The organism is Aneurinibacillus aneurinilyticus ATCC 12856 (assembly GCF_000466385.1).
GTDB classification, from domain to species: domain Bacteria; phylum Bacillota; class Bacilli; order Aneurinibacillales; family Aneurinibacillaceae; genus Aneurinibacillus; species Aneurinibacillus aneurinilyticus.
In genome coordinates this window covers 39,815-58,808 of record NZ_KE952854.1, presented here as the reverse complement: position 1 = coordinate 58,808, position 18,994 = coordinate 39,815, and the positions used below count along the sequence as shown (strand labels likewise).

18 protein-coding genes and 1 riboswitch are annotated in these 18,994 nt (G+C 41.0%); of the genes, 8 read left to right on the top strand and 10 right to left on the bottom strand.

The genetic code is table 11. The features are described 5' to 3' along the window. Positions 1–50 precede the first annotated feature (50 nt). A complete protein-coding gene (locus tag HMPREF0083_RS19030; RefSeq protein ID WP_021623304.1) occupies positions 51–731 on the bottom strand; it encodes a hypothetical protein in 681 nt (226 codons plus the stop codon). Positions 732–1,210: 479 nt separating this feature from the next. Further along, a riboswitch (cobalamin riboswitch) is annotated at positions 1,211–1,412 on the top strand. A gap of 323 nt (positions 1,413–1,735) precedes the next feature. Here HMPREF0083_RS19030 and HMPREF0083_RS19025 point away from each other — a divergent pair. Both HMPREF0083_RS19025 and HMPREF0083_RS19020 read left to right on the top strand, forming a co-directional pair. Beyond that, positions 1,736–3,997, top strand: a complete 2,262-nt coding sequence (locus tag HMPREF0083_RS19025; protein WP_040303850.1) for a ribonucleoside-diphosphate reductase subunit alpha — start codon at positions 1,736–1,738, stop codon at positions 3,995–3,997. A 26-nt stretch (positions 3,998–4,023) separates the two neighbouring features. Further along, positions 4,024–5,058 carry a ribonucleotide-diphosphate reductase subunit beta gene (locus HMPREF0083_RS19020; RefSeq protein WP_021623301.1) on the top strand — a complete coding sequence of 345 codons (1,035 nt, stop codon included), beginning with the start codon at positions 4,024–4,026 and terminating at the stop codon, positions 5,056–5,058. 10 nt (positions 5,059–5,068) lie between these two features. On the opposite strand, the gene HMPREF0083_RS19015 is transcribed toward HMPREF0083_RS19020, so the two are convergent. Further along, on the bottom strand, positions 5,069–5,251 hold the full coding sequence (locus HMPREF0083_RS19015; RefSeq protein ID WP_021623300.1) for a hypothetical protein: 183 nt from the start codon (positions 5,249–5,251) through the stop codon (positions 5,069–5,071). Positions 5,252–5,524: 273 nt separating this feature from the next. Between HMPREF0083_RS19015 and HMPREF0083_RS19010 the strand changes: the two genes are divergently transcribed. The 3 genes from HMPREF0083_RS19010 (at position 5,525) to HMPREF0083_RS19000 (ending at position 7,463) form a co-directional block, all read left to right on the top strand. After that, the gene (locus tag HMPREF0083_RS19010) at positions 5,525–5,980 is read left to right on the top strand and encodes a flavodoxin (protein ID WP_021623299.1); all 456 of its coding nucleotides are present in this window, start codon (positions 5,525–5,527) and stop codon (positions 5,978–5,980) included. Positions 5,981–6,069: 89 nt separating this feature from the next. Further along, positions 6,070–6,828, top strand: a complete 759-nt coding sequence (locus HMPREF0083_RS19005; RefSeq protein WP_021623298.1) for a hypothetical protein — start codon at positions 6,070–6,072, stop codon at positions 6,826–6,828. A 344-nt stretch (positions 6,829–7,172) separates the two neighbouring features. Continuing rightward, the gene (locus HMPREF0083_RS19000) at positions 7,173–7,463 is read left to right on the top strand and encodes a DUF3817 domain-containing protein (RefSeq protein WP_021623297.1); all 291 of its coding nucleotides are present in this window, start codon (positions 7,173–7,175) and stop codon (positions 7,461–7,463) included. Between the two features lie 59 nt (positions 7,464–7,522). Here HMPREF0083_RS19000 and HMPREF0083_RS18995 read toward each other — a convergent pair whose 3' ends face one another. Then, complete coding sequence (locus HMPREF0083_RS18995) at positions 7,523–7,708, bottom strand: hypothetical protein (protein WP_021623296.1); 186 nt, start codon at positions 7,706–7,708, stop codon at positions 7,523–7,525. A gap of 416 nt (positions 7,709–8,124) precedes the next feature. Here HMPREF0083_RS18995 and HMPREF0083_RS18990 point away from each other — a divergent pair, with 416 nt between their 5' ends. Further along, positions 8,125–8,958, top strand: a complete 834-nt coding sequence (locus tag HMPREF0083_RS18990) for a MetQ/NlpA family ABC transporter substrate-binding protein (RefSeq protein ID WP_021623295.1) — start codon at positions 8,125–8,127, stop codon at positions 8,956–8,958. 126 nt (positions 8,959–9,084) lie between these two features. Here HMPREF0083_RS18990 and HMPREF0083_RS18985 read toward each other — a convergent pair whose 3' ends face one another. Next, positions 9,085–9,609, bottom strand: a complete 525-nt coding sequence (locus HMPREF0083_RS18985) for a CcdC protein domain-containing protein (protein WP_021623294.1) — start codon at positions 9,607–9,609, stop codon at positions 9,085–9,087. Positions 9,610–9,880: 271 nt separating this feature from the next. On the opposite strand from HMPREF0083_RS18985, the gene HMPREF0083_RS18980 reads away from it, so the two are divergent. Beyond that, positions 9,881–11,572 (top strand): M28 family peptidase, encoded by a 1,692-nt coding sequence (locus HMPREF0083_RS18980; RefSeq protein ID WP_021623293.1) that lies wholly within the window; start codon positions 9,881–9,883, stop codon positions 11,570–11,572. A gap of 285 nt (positions 11,573–11,857) precedes the next feature. Here the strand turns inward: HMPREF0083_RS18980 and HMPREF0083_RS18975 are convergent, their stop codons facing one another. Both HMPREF0083_RS18975 and HMPREF0083_RS18970 read right to left on the bottom strand, forming a co-directional pair. Then, positions 11,858–12,091 carry a hypothetical protein gene (locus HMPREF0083_RS18975; RefSeq protein ID WP_021623291.1) on the bottom strand — a complete coding sequence of 78 codons (234 nt, stop codon included), beginning with the start codon at positions 12,089–12,091 and terminating at the stop codon, positions 11,858–11,860. Positions 12,092–12,414: 323 nt separating this feature from the next. After that, entirely contained in the window at positions 12,415–12,744 is a 330-nt protein-coding gene (locus HMPREF0083_RS18970) for a hypothetical protein (RefSeq protein ID WP_040303847.1), read from the bottom strand. 290 nt (positions 12,745–13,034) lie between these two features. Here HMPREF0083_RS18970 and brnQ point away from each other — a divergent pair, with 290 nt between their 5' ends. Next, on the top strand, positions 13,035–14,372 hold the full coding sequence (gene brnQ, locus HMPREF0083_RS18965) for a branched-chain amino acid transport system II carrier protein (protein WP_021623289.1): 1,338 nt from the start codon (positions 13,035–13,037) through the stop codon (positions 14,370–14,372). 127 nt (positions 14,373–14,499) lie between these two features. On the opposite strand, the gene sdaAA is transcribed toward brnQ, so the two are convergent. The 4 genes from sdaAA to HMPREF0083_RS18945 form a co-directional block, all read right to left on the bottom strand. Next, entirely contained in the window at positions 14,500–15,375 is an 876-nt protein-coding gene (gene sdaAA / locus HMPREF0083_RS18960) for an L-serine ammonia-lyase, iron-sulfur-dependent, subunit alpha (RefSeq protein ID WP_040303875.1), read from the bottom strand. Positions 15,376–15,401: 26 nt separating this feature from the next. Further along, complete coding sequence (gene sdaAB / locus HMPREF0083_RS18955; RefSeq protein WP_021623287.1) at positions 15,402–16,067, bottom strand: L-serine ammonia-lyase, iron-sulfur-dependent subunit beta; 666 nt, start codon at positions 16,065–16,067, stop codon at positions 15,402–15,404. Between the two features lie 24 nt (positions 16,068–16,091). Next, positions 16,092–16,625: an ACT domain-containing protein gene (locus HMPREF0083_RS18950; RefSeq protein WP_021623286.1), complete on the bottom strand. Its 534-nt coding sequence runs from the start codon at positions 16,623–16,625 to the stop codon at positions 16,092–16,094. Positions 16,626–17,016: 391 nt separating this feature from the next. Next, positions 17,017–18,810: a sigma-54-dependent Fis family transcriptional regulator gene (locus tag HMPREF0083_RS18945; protein ID WP_040303843.1), complete on the bottom strand. Its 1,794-nt coding sequence runs from the start codon at positions 18,808–18,810 to the stop codon at positions 17,017–17,019. Positions 18,811–18,994: the final 184 nt, after the last annotated feature.

Here is an 18,994-nt window from a genome sequence, read left to right as displayed (position 1 = left end):
GCGATCTACTCTGGATTATACTGGATAATCAACAGGCGTGATGTGCAAATTTACAATTTTTCAGCTCCAATCATAATCCCCGTATCTTCTAAGTTTTTTAGTTTAATATTTGTAATAAACCACCCATCTTCACGATTTCCATCTTCAGATTTTAATTTTTGTATAATAACGACTGCTTTTCCTATACCAATTGTCTCTCCTTGTGCAATAAGTGGATAATCAAAGGTAAACTGTACTCTATCGTTATTTAGGTTTTTAGTTTGAATATTTTCTACTTTTCCCATATGAGGGCTTGAACCGCCTGTTACCCAAGAGTTATTATCAAAATTTTTCTTTGTTTTTGCACGGAGTTCAGGAGAAAAAACAGCATACTGCAATGCACCGTTTCGATTTTGTATTCCTTGAATCCATGTTTGCAAAGCATATTCAGCTGTTGTTGGAAATAAGGCGTCTTCTAAGAATTTTACTTGTTTGGCTAAATTAGTTGCATCCGGTAACGTAATATTTATACCATTTGTAGTTTTATTGTATGTAACATTGCCGTTTAACTCTTCTACAATACTTCGTAAAGAAACCATTGCGGTACCATTTTCGATTTTTAGTTTCATATAATCCGGTGAAAACTCTTGATCGTTAATAAATAATTGTAAATTGGATGTGGCTAAAGCAGAGCCCATGAAAACAATAGAACATACTGTAGTGCCAAGTAATACCTTCCAGTTATTTTGCATAATATCATCCCTTTTTGATTAATTTGTATTAATAGTATTTTATTTCCTGATGTTTTACAAATTATATTCAATGATTAATAATATCGTTTCTTATGATGGTTTTGCTTGGTAGCTTCTGGTCCGTTCTCGTAATTACATTGCTTTTTTTGCTGCGACGACCCTTTTGCGTCCTGCGATTAACGCGCTAGCGTAGACAGGAGAGGCTCATTCAGAATCTATTGGGTTAAAGCATCATTTTATAAATTTCGCAAGTCTTTTATACTGAGTTTCTTCATGGTAAAGTAGAACACGGTCTTCCAACTTTTATCGACATCGTTCTTGTTCTGTCACACAATCGTAACTTCTCGAAAGTTTTATCCCGCCTTAACAGGCAGTAATACCCTATTGTGTGAAGTTTTATTTTATAACATTTTCAAAAGAACCAGTTCTTTTCTCTCTTGTTATAATCAAGATGTTGTGGTATCTTTTAAATCAACAACTAAATATTGAGTTTTTATGGTGTGATTGACAGGTATATTGTCAATTGCTTAAAAGGGAAGTCGGTGTGAATCCGACGCGGTCCCGCCACTGTAAAGGGGAGCGTGCTTCAACTATGCCACTGTGTTGCAAAAGCAATATGGGAAGGCCGGAATGCATGCAACGATCCGAAGCCAGGAGACCTGCCATAAAAAGCACTGATAGAACCACGAGGAATGGGGAAGTGTAGACGGCAAGCAAAGAACTGGATAGGGAAGCGCAGCACGTCTGTCCAGCGATTTCGGCTGAATACGAATGAAGATGGAGCATTTTTTCTCATGGGAAAAGGTGCTTTTTTCCTGTGGAGCATATGACATTACAGGTGAAAAAGATTGATAATTGTTTCCCACAGCTGGGATGCCCAGAAGTTTTGTCAGTCCGCCTGAAGTGACACAAAGTTTCCATATGGCTTCGCTGTGAAGAAGGGACGAGCAGCAATACCGGGGGTTTTTCTTATTTTCATAAGCAATTTTAGAGGAGGCAAATATATGAGCATTGTAATAAAATCAGAGAATCGTAGGATGCGCTTTGATGAAGAGCGCCTTGAACGCTATATGGGCCGGATATTACATGATTTTCCGCACCTGCGTCAGGAGCAATGGATGGCTGGAGTACAAGCGAAAGTAAGCAAAGAAGAAATCCAAGCTGAAGATATCACGCGGGCGTTGTATACATCGGCAGTTGAGCTAATTTCAAAAGAGGAGCCGGATTGGACATACGTGGCCGCCCGTTCTTATTTGACTAAATTATATAAGGAAGCAGCACATAACCGTGGCTATAAATCATATGCAGAACGGCCATATGGTTCCTTCTATCGTCTGGTTAAGCAATTGACGGATCAGGACATTTATAAGCGTGAGCTTCTTGATACATATAGCAAGGAAAACCTTGAAGAATTGGGCGAGGTCATTAATTTTGAACTGGATAAGAAATTTACATATATTGGGCTGTTAACATTAACGGAAAGATACCTGGCAACTGATTTTTCCGGGCGAATGTTTGAACTTCCGCAAGAGCGGTTCATGATTATTGCGATGCAGCTCATGATAAATGAGCCAGAGGAGAAGCGGTTGGCTTTAGTAAAAGAAGCGTACTGGGCGCTTAGCAATCAGTACATGACCGTAGCAACACCAACGCTGTCCAATGCAGGAAAAGCGCGTGGCGGCCAATTATCAAGCTGCTTTATTGATACGGTAGATGATTCGCTTCAGGGTATATATGATTCCAACACAGACATTGCCCGTCTATCTAAAATGGGTGGAGGAATCGGGACCTATCTGGGAAAAGTACGAGCTCGCGGCTCTTCCATTCGTGGCTATGAAAATAAATCGAGCGGTGTCATCCCCTGGATTCGGCAGTTGAATAATACGGCGGTAAGCGTGGATCAGCTCGGCACACGAAAAGGCAGTGTCGCTGTATATCTGGATGTGTGGCATAAAGATATTCTTGCCTTTTTGGATTTGAAGCTGAATAACGGGGACGAGCGGTTACGGGCGCACGACGTATTTCCAGGTGTTTGCATTCCGGATATTTTCATGGAAGCGGTCGAGAACAGGGAAGAGTTTCATTTGTTTGACCCGCATGAAGTTCGACAAGTGATGGGTTATTCACTGGAGGATTTTTATGATGAAGAGCCGGGACATGGGAGCTTCCGCACGAAATACGAAGAGTGTGTCAACCACCCATCGTTAAGCAGAATTACCGTTCCAGCGATTGACATCATGAAGCGGATGATGATTTCGCAGCTGGAAACGGGAACACCGTTTATGTTTTATCGGGATACGGTGAACCGTGCGAATCCGAACAAGCATCAGGGCATGATTTATTCCAGCAACCTGTGTACTGAAATATTACAGAACATGTCAGCGACGACAGTAAAGGAAGAAATGCTAGAGGATGGAGACATTGTGATTCGGAAAACACCGGGCGATTTTGTTGTCTGTAACCTTTCTAGCATTAATCTCGGACGAGCCGTACCAGATGGTGTACTTGAGCGACTTATCCCTATCCAAATTCGCATGCTGGATAATGTTATTGATATTAACCAAATTGAAGTGTTGCAGGCACAGCGTACGAATAAGCGCTACCGTGCTGTCGGTCTGGGAACATTCGGGCTGCATCACCTGCTTGCGCTTAAGGGAATCAGGTGGGAAAGTGAAGAGGCTGTGGCATACAATGACAGTTTGTATGAGCGGATAAACTATCTTGCCATCCAGGCTTCGATGGAATTGGCGAAAGAAAAGGGGGCCTATCCTCTGTTTGCGGGCAGTACATGGGAGAGCGGTGCCTTCTTTACGCAAAGGAAATATGATACAGAGGAATGGAAGCAGCTTGCTGCAGACGTGGCGGAAAATGGGATGCGTAATGGCTATTTATTCGCCATTGCTCCGACTGGTTCGACTTCTATTATTGCGGGTTCGACTGCTTCGATTGATCCTGTATATGAGTTAATCTCATACGAAGAGAAGACGACATACAAAATCGCCAATCCAGCGCCGGATTTATCGCCAAAGACAATCTGGTATTACAAATCGGCTTTTCATATCGATCAGCAGTGGTCTATCCGACAAGCAGCTACACGTCAGCGTCACATCGATCAAGGTCAAAGTTTTAATTTTTATGTACGGCCAGATATTCATGCGCGTGATTTCCTGCATCTGCACATTGACGCGTGGAAGAATGGTCTTAAGACCACATATTATGTACGCAGTCGTGCGGTTGAAATGGATGAATGCGAATCGTGCATGTAACAAACACGAGAAGAGAAGGAGAATGAATGATGCTGAAAGTTCAGGAAGTATTCAATACGGAAGCACCTAACCGGGCGACGAAGATTATCGGTGGAGAATGCTCGTCCATCCTCAATTGGGATGATATCCGGCATCCGGAGATGTATAAGTTATATAAAGTGTTAATCGCCAATCATTGGATTCCATCCGAGATTCCGATGAATAAAGACAAGCAGCAGTTTAAGGAGTTGAGTGTAGCCGAGCAGGAAGCATATAAGAAAATCATTGGCCTGCTGGCCGTACTGGACAGTATGCAGACGAATTTCGTTACGGATGTAGGACAATACTTCACGGACTCCTCACTCGTCGCTATTGCGGCTATTATTAATCAACAGGAAGTTATTCATAATCAATCATACTCATATGTACTATCAAGCATTGCGGATTACCAAACACAAAAGGAAGTGTTCGAGTATTGGAAGCATGATGACGTGCTGCGCCGACGCAATTTGTTCATCTCCAAAGTGTATCAACGCTTCCGTGATGAAAAAAGCCCGCAAACCTTTTTCGAGGCGATTGTAGCTGATATGATTCTTGAAGGAATCTTCTTTTACAGTGGCTTTGCATTTTTCTATAATTTGGCCCGCAACCAGAAAATGCTTGGTACAAGTCAGATGATTAGCTATATTCAGCGGGATGAGGCACAGCATGCCTACTTTTTCGGGGAAGTGTGCAAGCTGCTGCTGGCTGATTTTCCAGAGTTGAACACAGAGGCGAACAAACAGTATGTATACGATACGATTGATGAAGCGGTGCAGCTGGAAGTCGAATGGGCCCATTATGTATTGCAGGGAATAGACGGCATCGATTTAAAAGAGTTCGCCGATTATATTAGATTCATCGCTAACAAGCGTTTGCATATGATGGGATTTGCCAAAGCATATACAGGTGTGGATAACTGCATGCCATGGATACGTCCGTTTTCAGATGAGGCACTCAATCAGACAAAAACCGACTTTTTTGAAGGGAAATCCCGTTCGTATGCAAAAGTAACGACGGCGAACGGGTTTGATGATCTGTAATAAATGAAGTCTATTTGAAAGGCTTGGATATGTATTTTACCTCGATAACTCCGACCAGTAATATAAAGACGATAAGTGATAGGCTAAATGCGGTTGTGGAGGCTGTAGGAAATAAAGCCTTGAAGATGCGGGCGAATAAGTAGCCGGCTCCAAAGTAATAAATAATAATGAAAAGCATTCGTTTCAGTTGCATGATTTCACCTCATAAGTTATAAAAATACTCATTAAAAAATGCCCCTTCCATTCAAATGGTAAGGGGTCTTCTTTTGAAAGAGACATTCCTATGAATCGTTGCTATCTTACTATATTTGGTGAAGAAAGAAAAGTTTTTCCGCTTTTATGCAAAATTAAGTTGACAATGATTATCAATATCTCTTATCATTTTATATGATAATGATTATCATTATTAAATTTGTTCATATACATAATAAGCGCTTATGCATGGTGACAAAAAGGAGGAAGTCAAATGGCCAAAGTAATACTTATTTATGCAAGCATGTCGGGGAATACGGAAGCGATGGCCGATCTGATTGAAGACGGGCTCCGGTCGTCTGGGGTGGAAGTCATAAAAAAAGAAGTGATGGATGCGCAAGTTGATGAGTTGCATGAGTATGACGGTATTATACTTGGCGCGTATACATGGGGGGATGGAGAGCTTCCGGACGAATTCCTGGATTTTTATGATGATATGGAGGACATAGATTTTACTGGAAAAAGCCTGGCAGTATTCGGGTCCGGGGATACGGCTTATGCTGAATTTTGCGGAGCAGTAGATTTATTAGAGCGGAGAGTTCAGGAACGGGGCGGAACATTAGTCACCGAAGGATTAAAAATCGAACTTGCGCCTGTCGGTACGGATATCGCCCTGTGCAAATCTTTTGGAGAGAGCTTTGCCCAGACAATCGGGATGAAGCAGAGATAAAGTAAGGATAGGGAACGGCTACTTTTCGGTAAAGTATGGCCGTTCCCCTTTGCCATAGAGATAGGAAACAAAGATAGGAGGCATGCCTGATGAACGATAAAGAACGTCTGATTTCCATAAAGACACTTACGGACCAACATATGGAGGAGTTTATCCGATGTCCGTATCAATTCTATCTCAGACAAACGAAAAAGGGACAGCTTGAATCTTATACGTGGAAGCAGGTCGTTCAGCGTATCGTTCGCCAGGTTATCGAGCATTACTTTCGATTTCCCGCACAAGCCCGTTCCGTATGCAGTATATTGAAGCTTATCGATATGTATTGGATTAAACAGCCTGGCTTATTTGAATCAAAAGGTCACTATTATACCGTGTTGGCACATGTGAGTAATTATCTGGTTCAATATTTGCTTGAGGATCGCCAGGCTGGGCCACCGCTCATGCTTTTTGAAAAAGTAAAGGTATCAAGCAAGGAGTTAGCTCTTGACTTATCTATCACACTTCAGATTGTACAAGGTACAGGCTCTTCATTTGTTATAAAGAAGTTCACGCTTGAAGAAGACGAGGAAACGTTCGTGCCATATAAACATATTGCCGTTCTTTTCTCACAGGAAGCGTTCGGTATTCTTCCGGAAAGAATCGAGATTATATCTTTATTATCAGGAAAAAGAAGAAGCTGGCATCCAGTTTCTTCTGATGTAGTCCCAGCACTTGCATACATCACGGTTATTAAAGATTTGCTTGAACAGCCGGAGAACTATGAAAGAGCAGGATATCGCTCCGCATGCATTCTATGTCCGTTTAAAGAGGGATGCGGGATATCGGCTCATACCCGTGTGTTGAACTAATAAAAAAACAGTTTTCCGTTATATTGGAAAGCTGTTTTTTTATTTTCATATGATGCTTGTTTTTTCATAAAAATGTAGAGTAGCAAGAATGTTAATAACCATTTCTTTCTGAAAAGTCAATCCTCTTGCTATGTATGTGTGTGTTTCTTTTTTATTTATTTTGGAAAAATGAATTTATCTTGAACATAACTGCATTTTCCTCATGTTTAACTTGTTTTTGGTTTATAGTAAGGAATATATGCGTTTGGCTTGGTAAATTAAAGAAATGTAGGTGGGCTAGGCTGTCCTAGAAGTTCCCTTTCGCTGTGTGAAGGTTCACTTTATTACTCATAGGAGGTACTAATATGCTAAAAACACCCCTTGGAAGGTTTCGTCTCATCGCACTGGTTGAAGGCATCTCGTTCCTTTTGCTGCTCGGGATTGCTATGCCCCTGAAGTACTTTGCTGATTTTCCGGCTGCGGTTAGCGTTGCTGGAGCGTTACATGGTCTGCTTTTTGTACTTTATATAGCTGCTGTAGCCCATGTAACATTTGCGCTTCGCTGGTCGTTTGTGCGGGTGATAGGAGCTTTGGTCGCGTCGATAGTACCGTTCGGGAATTTTGTGCTTGATTCGCGCTTGCGCCAGGAGCAATAGGTAATTGGAGCGCAGCATTACGGGCAGATAGAAAGTTGCGAATGCTGCGCTTGCTGTTGTTATTCTCCTGTTATTTCTATTGAAATAATTCGGTAGCATGGAACGGTGACACTCTCATCATTACATATTAAAGACAGAGCCATACGTTCATTGGACGATTCGACAAAACCGGTACAGTACAATTGGCCCGTAGGTGAAGCGTATGTAACTTTCACCGTTTTACCTACATATTGGTCAAGATTCATCGTCTATTCTCCTTTGCATCAGGGACCTTTCGTAGAGGGTCCCTATTTTTGAGCAAATCTATAGCGTGCCTAGTCCTTTGTCAAAATCCACGATAGTGTCTTCGGCTTCTTCCAATGCCTACAGAGTATATGTTTGGATTTTATAGTCGGAACTTCTTTCAGATTGTCGAAAAGCCATAGAATTACATTATAACCGTATCAAAAAAATGATTATTTTTATATACAGAAAAGATTCTTACGGGCCAAACGAATAAATATCCTTAATTCTGAGTTGACTAATGTGTTTAATGTATATTAAGATAGCAGAAAGAAAACGAAAGGCAGAATGGGAAGCTCTTATCATGAGAGATGGAGGGGCTGTCCCGATGAAATCTTGGTAATGAGTAGTGCTGACAAGAGTGAAAGAGGGGAAGTAAATGAAGAAATGGCTGGCTCTTATTGTTTTGGTAGTAAGTATTGGTCTTCTGGCTGCCTGTGGTCAACAGGGGGAAAAAGCGGCAAGTACAGGTGCGAAAGAAGAAATAAAGAAGATTACGGTAGGTGCTAGCGCGGTACCTCATGCTGAAATTCTCGAACATGTAAAAGACAAATTAAAAGAAAAAGGTATTGATATGGAAGTAAAGGTGTTTGATGATTATGTACTTCCGAACACAGCGCTTGAGGATAAACAACTTGATGCAAACTATTTTCAAACAGTTCCGTATATGGAACAATTCAATAAAAAACATGGCACACACATTGTAGGACTGGACGGTATTCATTTTGAACCGATGGGACTGTATCCTGGTAAGGAGAAAGGAACCGAACCGAAGCAAGGCGCAGTTATCGCGATTCCAGATGATGTAACAAACAGTGCACGAGCGTTGAAATTGCTTGAAACACAAGGGTGGATCAAGCTAACGCCAGGCAAGGAATTGAACAGCATTACAAAACAGGACATTGTAGAGAATCCGAAGAACGTTCAAGTGAAAGAAATGCAAGCAGCGATGCTTCCGCGGGCTGTAAAGGAAGTGGATTACGCAGTCATCAACGGCAACTATGCAATGGAGGGCGGCCTGACGACCGATCAGGCGATTATAATGGAGAAGAAGGACTCCGATGCTGCAAAACAGCATGCGAACATTATTAGTGTGCGAGCGGGTGATGAAAATCGCGAAGATATTAAAACGCTGATTGAAGTGCTGAAATCAGACGATGTGAAGAAATTTATTGAAGAAAAATATAAAGGTGCAGTTGTTCCTGTATTCTAAGCAAGGGCCGCTAATGCCCTATTGATTAATAAAGCCTTCTGTCATTTGGCAGAAGACTTTTTCTATGATCAGCCGGGTGTAGAAGCATATAAAAGAAGAATCAAGGTAGAATGAGTGCTCCATAAACTAGTCGATGCCACTGGAATGGATATATTTTTTCCCTTCGCGAAGGATGTGGGCATAATACCAAATGTAATAAGCGACAACAACGAAAAATATTCCGGCTGTCCACGGATCTTTTATATACTGCTTCATATCAAGCTGACTTTCAGCCGCCGCCGCTTGCTCCATTGAAAAAATAACAAGAAAGCGGTAAGCAAATCTTCCGATAAACAGGATAAGTATAGTCGTTTCGATACCGATGTGTGTACGGTAATAAAGCTCTTTTTCGCGCTGTTCAAACATACTGTGCTTGATTGCAAGCATAGCAAGTGTTATTCCACAAATTATGCCTGCCGCATCAGCCAGGTACAAAATTGGATGAATGAAGCTGGACCACAGGATTAGGAATCCGATGAGCAAAAATAACGCCATGCGAATCCGTAAACGATTGGGACGAAATAGTTGAAACCCGATCGTTTTTCGCACTTTGCGGTACACGATCAAAAGTACCAAAAAGACGGGAATGGCATATTGACCGATCGTATGCATGTATAATTCCTCCCATTGAAATCATATTTGATGAACACTTTGATATACTAACGCATTTACAAGAAGAGTAAAAGGTTACTGTGTAATAGTTTTTTTTAGGTTGATAGAACCATTATTTCATAACAATAGTCTAAATATACCGAATATATCGATATTCACTTGCTTAAGATACACATTTTTACACTTACTGGATGTGTTTTTTTACCATTAGAATAAGAATATTAGCACCCTTGTAAGAATATAACGTATTTGGTCTATCTATAAGGAGGGATTGGACAATGCTTATTCTCCTTCCGGTACTGTAGAAGGCGAACTTGTGTATGCCAATTACGGTCAACCGCAAGACTTTGAAGAACTAGAAAAGCGCGGCATATCTTTAAAAGATAAAATTGTACTTGTGAGATATGGCAAGAACTTTAGAGGCGTAAAGCCTGACCTTGCAGCACAGCACGGAGCAGCCGGGGTTCTCATTTATTCTGATCCGGAAGATGACGGCTATTTAAAAGGGGATGTTTATCCAAAGGGCCCATGGCGTCCAAAAGATGCGATTCAAAGAGGAAGTATCCTTTCAATTTATCGTTATCCGGGTGATCCATTAACACCGGGAACTCCATCTATAGAAGGTGTAGAACGAATTCAGCCTGAACAAGCTGCTTCATTGCCTAAAATCCCAACTACGCCGATTTCTTATGAAGCAGCGGAAGGTTTGTTAAAAACTCTTGAAGGTGAAAAAGCTCCGGAGGAATGGCAAGGAGGATTTCCTTTTGAGTACAAAATCGGTCCTGGAGGAACAAAAGTAAACCTTTCCCTTGATATTGAGTATAGTCAAAAACCGGTAAATGATGTCATTGTCAAAATTCCGGGAGTGAAGTATCCGAAGCAAACCATCGTAATTGGCGCTCACCGGGATACATGGGCATACGGTTCAAAAGATAATACATCGGGGTGGGCCACGACGATGGAGATTGCCCGATCGCTTGGCAAATTATATAAAGAAGGGTGGCGTCCGGACCGTACCATAGTTCTGGCGGGATGGGACGGAGAAGAATACGGCCTGATCGGGTCAACCGAGTGGGTTGAAGAGCATAAGAAGGAACTTACGGAGAATGCAGTTGTATACATCAATCTGGACAGCGTAGCCGGTCAGAACTTTGGTGCCTCTTCTGTGCCTTCACTTAACGAGCTGATTTATAATATTACGAAAGTGACCGAAAATCCAGAAGCTAAAAGGACTGTATTCGAAGACTGGAGCAAGAAATCCGGGAGTGAAAAACCTGCTATCGAACAGTTGGGAAGTGGTTCTGATTATACAGCGTTTATCCAGCATATCGGCGTTCCATCAGCAGATTTAGGATTTAGTTCACCTGACGGTTTATATCATAGTGCGTACGATAACACATACTTTTTAGAGAGGTTTATTGATCCAGGATACAAGCAGCATGCCGCGGCAGCAAAACTAACAGGAAGTATGGCTTTACGTTTGGCAAACGCAGATGTTCTGCCTCTCAAGTATTCCGATTATGCTTTATCTATCAAAAATCTGATAAATGACATTGAAAAACATGGAACACTTGGCATAGATTTAACGGGTGTTAAGAAGCAAGTAGACGAATGGGAAGCGGTTGCGAAAGAGCTTGAACAATATGGAGCCAAATTAACAAACAAGACGGCTCTGTCAAAAAATGAATTACAGCAACTTTTGAAAATTAACGAAGCCTTGATGCAGCAGGAACGTGATTTAACGAATGAAAAAGGGCTGCCGAGCAGGGAATGGTTTAAACATCAAATCTGGGCGCCGGGATTAACGACGGGATATGCTGCTCAGCCATTACCTGCTCTGGTGGAAGCTCAGCAGGCCAATGATGCACAAAAATTCAAAGAAGCTGTGAAAGAATTGGAAAAATCTTTAGAGCGAGCAACAAAAACAGCTAAGGCTGCTATTGAAAGCGAGTCATACAGCTAAGGTCGCGATCATGGTTTGTCGATCTGCGAATTTGGCTGATATTGACACGCCTTTCGCAAAGGATGATGCCGTGAAGAAAGGTGAGCAAATGGCGACGTTGGCTTCGATAGAAGTAAATTCAACACGAAAACAAACTTGACGATAGAGGAATGAAGGGCTACCATAAGGTTGGAGATTCTCCTTTTGAGTGGTTTTAGGTATGGTAGCCCAAACTTCTACAAAAGGTCGGAATGTCCTTTTGTATTGCGCATTTTTCGACAATTTTTTTGCAAGAATCTAGTTATTTTACTTTTTCTTATCATCTTCATTATATTTTTTTTCTATTATCGTAAGTAATCTTTCAGCCTTATATAACATTTCCCTTCTGTATTCCGCTTTTGCCTTCATATACGAAACCATTGATAAGACAAGATAAATCACTAAAATAAATAAAATAAGATAGACAATAGAAGTTATCCAAATATTTATTTGCGTCAAGAATGCTGCGCGTTGTAAATTTCCATCCACTACAGGATTCATTATAGGACACCTCCTTTTTAAACATGGTTATTTATAGGATAACATTTTAGAACAAAATGGGTACGACCGAGATACGTGTAAAATTCTATCACAAGCATTAGCCGACACTTCATAAATCCTTGATAATACTGGATTTGTTATAATTTTTCCAGTAATGCGGCTTATGTTCACTAATTGACATTACCGGACATGAAGGAGATTAAAATAGTCTTCCAATGACGGCTAAGGTCTATGATAAGTTATTGTATGTATTTCTGCTGAACCCCAAAATGAAAACAACTTTGATGAGATAAATATTCGCCAAGGTTGTTTGGAAATTGATTTTAAATACCTGACCAAGTTTTTGTTTTTCCTAGAGTGTCACAATGCACCTCAACGTTTCTGGAGACCGTAGTGCTTTTTAGTGTTGCGCTAAATGTAGTACCTACATAGGCAGATTCTCTTAGTTTTCCAGTATAGTCAGACAGTGGCTTGTTTTGTACCGTTAAACGTACTTGGAGCATCATCGAACCACTATAATTTAAATCGCCAACAACAACCAGAAATACCTTATTAGGATCAAACCCTCTCTTTACCGCTTCACAGCTCGCATAAAAACTTCGTGCATCCAAGCAAAAGTAATCATTACGTGGGGCGTTCGTATAATCAACCATTCCTTTCTCTCCCTTCATACGTATTAATCACTAATTATACGAACTCTTGTTCTTGTATATTATCACCCTCAGCCCATAAATTAAACAGAAATTCAAGTGTTTTGAGTAAATCTGTTTATATAAGCAGATTTTGCTAACTTGTTGTAATGTAATTTTATTTATTTGTAAATTTTTTTGTTGATAAAAATAAAGAAATTTATTATAGTATGTTACTGTGACTTTATATAGTGAAAAGGCCGAAAGAATAGTTTGTAATTACAGATAATTCAATTTACACCGGAGGAAATATTGTGAAATCAAAGTCTTTACCTTTTTCAACTATTTTTATTGTAGGATTAACACTTTTCGCTCTATTTTTTGGAGCAGGTAATTTAATTTTTCCTGCTTCACTCGGTCAAGCGGCTGGCACGAATTTCTGGCCTGCAGTTGTAGGCTTTTTGATAACGGGTGTTGGACTGCCGTTGCTTGGGGTTATTGCGATGGGAGTTTCCGGAAAAGAGGATTTGCATTCATTAGCCAGTCGTGTTCACCCTTGGTTTGGCCTTATTTTTACAACGGTTCTTTATTTGGCTATCGGACCATTATTTGCTTTGCCACGAACAGGAAGTGTGTCATACGAGATTGGTGTCAAACCCTTTGTATCAGAAAGTATGGGACATGTACCGTTGCTTATTTTTACTGTTTTCTTCTTTTCGGTTAGCTGTTTTTTTTCGCTGAATCCTACCCGGATTGTGGATATTGTAGGAAAGTTTTTAACTCCCATAAAGCTACTGTTTATTTGCATTTTAATCGTGGCGGCGCTTATTCATCCGATAGGTCCAATACAGTCGCCTGTAGAGGATTACTCGAATATCCCGTTTTTTAAAGGATTTCAGGAAGGTTATTTAACAATGGACACACTTGCTTCTTTTGTTTTTGCAATATTGGTGATTAATACTGTTAAGCAAAAAGGAGCAACTACTTCAAGAGCTATCGCTCTTACCTGCGTGAAAGCTTCTTTTATAGCGGCTGCCTTACTCGTTATTATTTATGCTTCTCTTACTTTTTTAGGGGCTTCAAGTGTTTCTATGATGGGGCATCTTGATAATGGCGGGCAAGTATTAGCGCAGGCTGCGAGCCACTACTTTAAGTCGTTAGGCGGACTGCTGCTGGGATTAATGATAACGGTGGCATGCTTGACTACAAGTATCGGATTGATAAGCTCGTCTGCAGCTTACTTTCATAAGTTGCTGCCGAACATTCCGTATAAAGCATTAGCTATTGGATTAAGCGTATTTAGTGCAGCGATAGCAAACGTTGGGTTAACACAATTAATCGCTTTTTCTGTTCCGGTATTGACAGCCATTTACCCATTAGCTATCGCTCTGATTTTTCTAACATTTCTGCATCCTTTGTTTAAAGGACGAGCAGAGGTATATCAAGGTACGATGCTTTGTGTCGGTCTAGTAAGTGTTTTCGATGGATTAAATGCTGCTGGTATAAAGATAACGACTGTTAATTCTTTATTTAATCATGTATTGCCTTTGTATCATTTGGGTTTGGGATGGTTATTACCGGGAGTTATCGGGGGCGTAGTGGGCTTTTTGATTACCTTGATTGATAATTCCAAAACAGTATACTCTAAATAAATTTATTAAGGGTATAGAGGAATGAGCATGGAACGAGTTGTCAGGGGGACATTGGAGAAACGAAAATGTTTGCTCTCCCTGAGCTAGTAAGCTCATGCACGTATGCGGTTGCTCAGGGAGGGCGTCGTTATGCATCACCGAAAATTTTGCGTTCCAGTTCGCGACCAGTTGGTGTGGCTGCTAATCCTCCCAGGGCGGTCTCTTTTAATGTGTTAGGCATAGCGCAGCCGATGCGGTACATCGCCTCAATGACTTCGTCGGTCGGAATGGCGCTTCGTATACCGGCTAATGCCATATCCGCTGCAACCATTGCATTTGCTGCTCCCATCGCATTTCTTTTGACACAGGGAACTTCAACTAAACCTGCTACCGGATCACAGACAAGACCAAGCATGTTTTTTAGCGCAATGGCGACCGCTTGGGCAGATTGTTCGGCAGAACCGCCTGCCATCTCTACGATGGCAGCCGCCGCCATGCCAGTAGCCGAACCTACCTCAGCCTGACAGCCGCCTGCCGCTCCTGAAATAAATGCATTGTTTGCAATAACGAAGCCGACAGCACCTGCTGTAAATAAATAACGTATCATTTGTTCGCGGTTCGCATTCAGTTTTGGAGCGACAGCGAACAGAGTGCCAGGTACAATTCCACAGGCGCCAGCAGTCGGGGTGGCACAAATGGTACCCATCTTCGCATTCACTTCATTCGTCGCTACGGATTTACTGACAGCATCCAGTAGAAGTTTTCCAGAGAGGGGTTCCTTCTCCTTCATATAGGTTTGCAGAAGAACTGCGTCTCCCCCGGTTAGGCCGCTGCGTGACCGATCAGGCTCCACAATTCCTCTTTCTACCGCTTCCTGCATAACGTCTAGATTCCGCTCCATCATATTGATGACCTCCTGTTGGCTTTTGCCGGAGGTTTCGCTTTCTATTTCAATCATAATCTGTGAGATTGTTTTATTTTCTGTAGAACATAGCTTCACCAATTCAGTAATCGTACGAAAAATCATGATAGTTTACTCCTTTTCTGTCTTTATAATGCGGGGATACTGGAAACACGATTTATATAAGGAAGAACACATAATTTCTGGCAAATCGTTTCAGATGCAACTTGATCAGTCTCTATTACCATAAGTGCTTCCGCTCCCCGAGATTTTCGGGCCATGTCCATATAACCAATATTTATTTTATGCGCAGCCAGTACCTCTGATACAGCAGCTACCATGCCATACCGATCTTCATGCCATACGAGCAGGGCAGGCATATCACCGGTGATGCGGACAGGGAAGTCGTCTACTTCGGTAATTTCCATTTTTCCGCCGCCTATGGAGATCCCGCACACGCTTATTGTCTTTGTTTCATTACTTATGGTTACACGAGCAGTATTCGGATGATTGGGAATATCATCCGAGGTACGTATTATAATATCCACATGTTGCTCTTGGGCAATTGAAAGGGATTCGGTTATCCGTTTATCAAATGTATCAAATCCAAGAATTCCACCTACAATAGCGATATCGGTTCCATGACCTTTATATGTTTTCGCAAAGGAGCCGTAAAACAGAATGTCTGCCCGTGTGGGTTGGTTTCCGAACAGGTTTCTTGCGAGCAGGCCAATTCGTGCCGCACCGGCTGTATGGGAACTGGAAGGGCCGATCATAATCGGGCCAATAATGTCAAATACAGAGCGATATTTCATTCTTTATCCTCTCCTCTGCGAGATTCATACGGGACGCAGTGCCACGACTTTTGTAATCTGGGGAATTTTTTCGATTTTTTCTATAGCCTCTGTTGATATCTCCTCATCCGTCAATGAAACGAGCAATGCATTTTTTCCTTTGTGTTCTCTCGATACTTTCATACTGGATATATTGATCTGGTTTTCTGCAAGAATACGCGATACATCCCGAATGACTCCCGGGTAATCTGTATGGTATGCCAGAATGCCGTGGCAGCCTGCGGTTATCCGACAGCTATAATGATTGATTTTGCTGATGAATATGTTCTGATGATCTTTCTCAAATGTATACTTGTTTTTTCCTATTTGTAAAATGGCAATTTCATTTGTGTATTCACCGGAACTTGTTTCGATACGAAGCGTCTGGTCAAATTCCGGCCCTAGTAATCCTTCGATTATTTTCCGGGCAATTTCCTCCCGGTGTTCGTGTGTAAGAATATGAAGGGTCATATTTGCTGCCTGCGGTTCAAAATGGCAGATAAGCCGTCCTAATTGTATGAAATCCAGATAGTTTACCATCAGTTTCCCCCTTAGTTTTCAAAGCTGATAAGAAGATTGTAAGTAAAACACGAACATTATTCAATGATAAAAGAGAAAAAGATGATTATGTGATAAAAACGTTCGTGTTTTATTGTTCGTGTGTATTGTGAAATGAAGGGATAACTGATGACAAGGGGAGTAGTATATTGGCGGAAAATCTCGCTAATATGCTGTGGAACTGTGTGAACTCATCGTTAAATTAAATCGTTCATGGGGAAATAAACAGGCTGAATAGCGGAGGTGTATTCCAGCCTGTCTAGATTTTACAATGGACTGCACTTCTACATTTTATCTTTGCTTGTATCGAATTAGTTTACAATCAGGAATCCGTCTATTGAACAGGGATGGCGATATATAAAATTAATACCGTTCAATTTGAAAAAGAGATTTGATATTTTTTTAGTTTATAGTTTAAATTTTGACGTGATATTCCTAGTTTGCTTCCAGCCTTCGTAATATTTCCATTTGTCTCTTGTAACGCTTTTTCGATAAGTAACACTTCTATTTTCTCTAATTGCTCAGCCAGTGTACCTTCCCATTGCGGTACATGCGAAAAGCTTTTTGCAGGAGGAGAGATAGGTTGTGCGAGCGACTCTAACATTTGCTCTCTAAATGTTGGGGGTAGGTGTTCGAAGGTAATAATGTCCTCATCATAAATAAGATTTAAACATCCTTCAATGGTATGTTCCAACTGCCGGACATTTCCCGGCCATTGATAATCTAGAAAAAAATTTTGGATATCCGGGTCCATTTTTTTTACATGAACGTCCAGTTTTTTCTTATGCTTCTGAATAAAATGATCAATCAATACTAAAATGTCTTCTTTTCGCTGGCGTAAGGGTGGGATAGAAATGTGTACAACACTTAGACGATAGAATAAATCCTCCCGTAATCGCTTTTCCTCGATCGCCTTTAATGGCTCCTCGTTTATTGTAGCAATGATTCGTACATCTACGTCTATCACACGAGAAGCCCCTAAGCGCTGAATCTTTTTTTCTTGCAAGGCACGTAACAGCTTTGCTTGCAGGTTCAGGCTCATAGAGTTGATTTCATCAAGGAGAAGAGTGCCTCCTTGTGCTTGTTCAAATAATCCTTCCCGATCTACTGCACCAGTGAAACTCCCGGCAATGGTTCCGAAAAGTAAACTTTCCAATAGGTTTTCTGGTAGTGCAGCGCAATTTTGTGCGATGAAAGGCTTATTCCTTCTTTTGCTTTCATTATGAATGCTTTGGGCAAATAATTCTTTTCCTGTTCCTGTTTCCCCCGTGATAAGAACGTTGGAAGAAGAGCGTGCAGCACGATAAGAGTGTTCGATTGTTTTTCTCATTTCCCGGTTAGCGCAAATAATATCTTGAAATTGAAAGCGGGTATGATTATTAATTTTTTTTCTTTTATCTTCGTTATTTTGCCTGGTTAAGACTGATTCTTCTTTTGTTTGTAGTGTACGAATTATTTCCGTTAAATGTTTTTTCTCTGTAATGTCGGAAGAAATTTGAACAGCTCCTATGCTTTTTCCGTCAACTTTAAGCGGAATGGTGCGTGCCACCGTCGTGATCGCTTTCCCGGTATTCGTGAAATGAACTTCCCTTTGGCTTAGCGGCTTTGCCAGGCGAAGAGAAGTAAACAGTGTACTTGACTCCTCTGTAATGTTTGGCCAGACTTCAAAAACCCGCTTTCCCTTTACGGCTTGCGGTTCCCGTAAGTCCAATGTTCCCATTTTTTTATTATAGAATTGAATCTTTCCTTGCGTATCAATTGCACATATGCCTTCGCTCATTTCATCAAAAATCATCTCGCAAAACCGAAGCGTCTCTTTGGCAGATTGAAGCTGATACTTTAAGTTTTGCTGCTCGGTAATATTTTTAATGATGACCAAGAAATAAGAAGGATGCGGGGCGGGAAATGGAACAACGCTGACGCTTAGTTCCTGCGTCCCTAAAAGAATAGAAATTCCTGTTGTTGGCTGGCGCGGCTTAAAATGTTTTGAAAAAGAAGGATCAGGAATAAGCTCGAAGATTGAAATAGTTTCTGTGCTTCCTGATGTAAATGAAAATAAGCGCATAGCTGCGCGGTTCAGCGCAAAAGCTTCCCCGGATTCATTCGTTAAAATCATGGCATCTGAACAAAAATTCCAGATGGCTGTTAAAGAAAGAGAGGGTTTCATCGCAAAATCACTTCCTAAAAGAAAAGATTTTTTCGCTTTTATTGTTGCTTTCCACAAAAATTTATTATTACTATACAGTTTTGGTTTTATAAAATCAAATATTTAAAATTAACAGAAAAAAATCTTTCGAAAAAATTTTTTCTTCGAAAGATTTTTTTCTGAATTTTAAGGGGAAAAAGCCAAT

Excerpts from the sequence above, each read along its gene's own strand:
- HMPREF0083_RS19005 (WP_021623298.1), top strand. The coding sequence starts at position 6,070 with ATGAACGATAAAGAACGTCTGATTTCCATAAAGACACTTACGGACCAA.
- HMPREF0083_RS19030 (WP_021623304.1), bottom strand. The coding sequence starts at position 731 with ATGCAAAATAACTGGAAGGTATTACTTGGCACTACAGTATGTTCTATT.
- HMPREF0083_RS18970 (WP_040303847.1), bottom strand. The coding sequence starts at position 12,744 with ATGGTTGATTATACGAACGCCCCACGTAATGATTACTTTTGCTTGGAT.
- HMPREF0083_RS19020 (WP_021623301.1), top strand. The coding sequence starts at position 4,024 with ATGATGCTGAAAGTTCAGGAAGTATTCAATACGGAAGCACCTAACCGG.
- HMPREF0083_RS18995 (WP_021623296.1), bottom strand. The coding sequence starts at position 7,708 with ATGAATCTTGACCAATATGTAGGTAAAACGGTGAAAGTTACATACGCT.
- HMPREF0083_RS18945 (WP_040303843.1), bottom strand. The coding sequence starts at position 18,810 with ATGAAACCCTCTCTTTCTTTAACAGCCATCTGGAATTTTTGTTCAGAT.
- HMPREF0083_RS18990 (WP_021623295.1), top strand. The coding sequence starts at position 8,125 with ATGAAGAAATGGCTGGCTCTTATTGTTTTGGTAGTAAGTATTGGTCTT.
- HMPREF0083_RS19000 (WP_021623297.1), top strand. The coding sequence starts at position 7,173 with ATGCTAAAAACACCCCTTGGAAGGTTTCGTCTCATCGCACTGGTTGAA.
- HMPREF0083_RS19025 (WP_040303850.1), top strand. The coding sequence starts at position 1,736 with ATGAGCATTGTAATAAAATCAGAGAATCGTAGGATGCGCTTTGATGAA.
- sdaAB (WP_021623287.1), bottom strand. The coding sequence starts at position 16,067 with ATGAAATATCGCTCTGTATTTGACATTATTGGCCCGATTATGATCGGC.
- HMPREF0083_RS18975 (WP_021623291.1), bottom strand. The coding sequence starts at position 12,091 with ATGAATCCTGTAGTGGATGGAAATTTACAACGCGCAGCATTCTTGACG.
- HMPREF0083_RS19010 (WP_021623299.1), top strand. The coding sequence starts at position 5,525 with ATGGCCAAAGTAATACTTATTTATGCAAGCATGTCGGGGAATACGGAA.
- HMPREF0083_RS18985 (WP_021623294.1), bottom strand. The coding sequence starts at position 9,609 with ATGCATACGATCGGTCAATATGCCATTCCCGTCTTTTTGGTACTTTTG.
- HMPREF0083_RS18950 (WP_021623286.1), bottom strand. The coding sequence starts at position 16,625 with ATGGTAAACTATCTGGATTTCATACAATTAGGACGGCTTATCTGCCAT.
- HMPREF0083_RS19015 (WP_021623300.1), bottom strand. The coding sequence starts at position 5,251 with ATGCAACTGAAACGAATGCTTTTCATTATTATTTATTACTTTGGAGCC.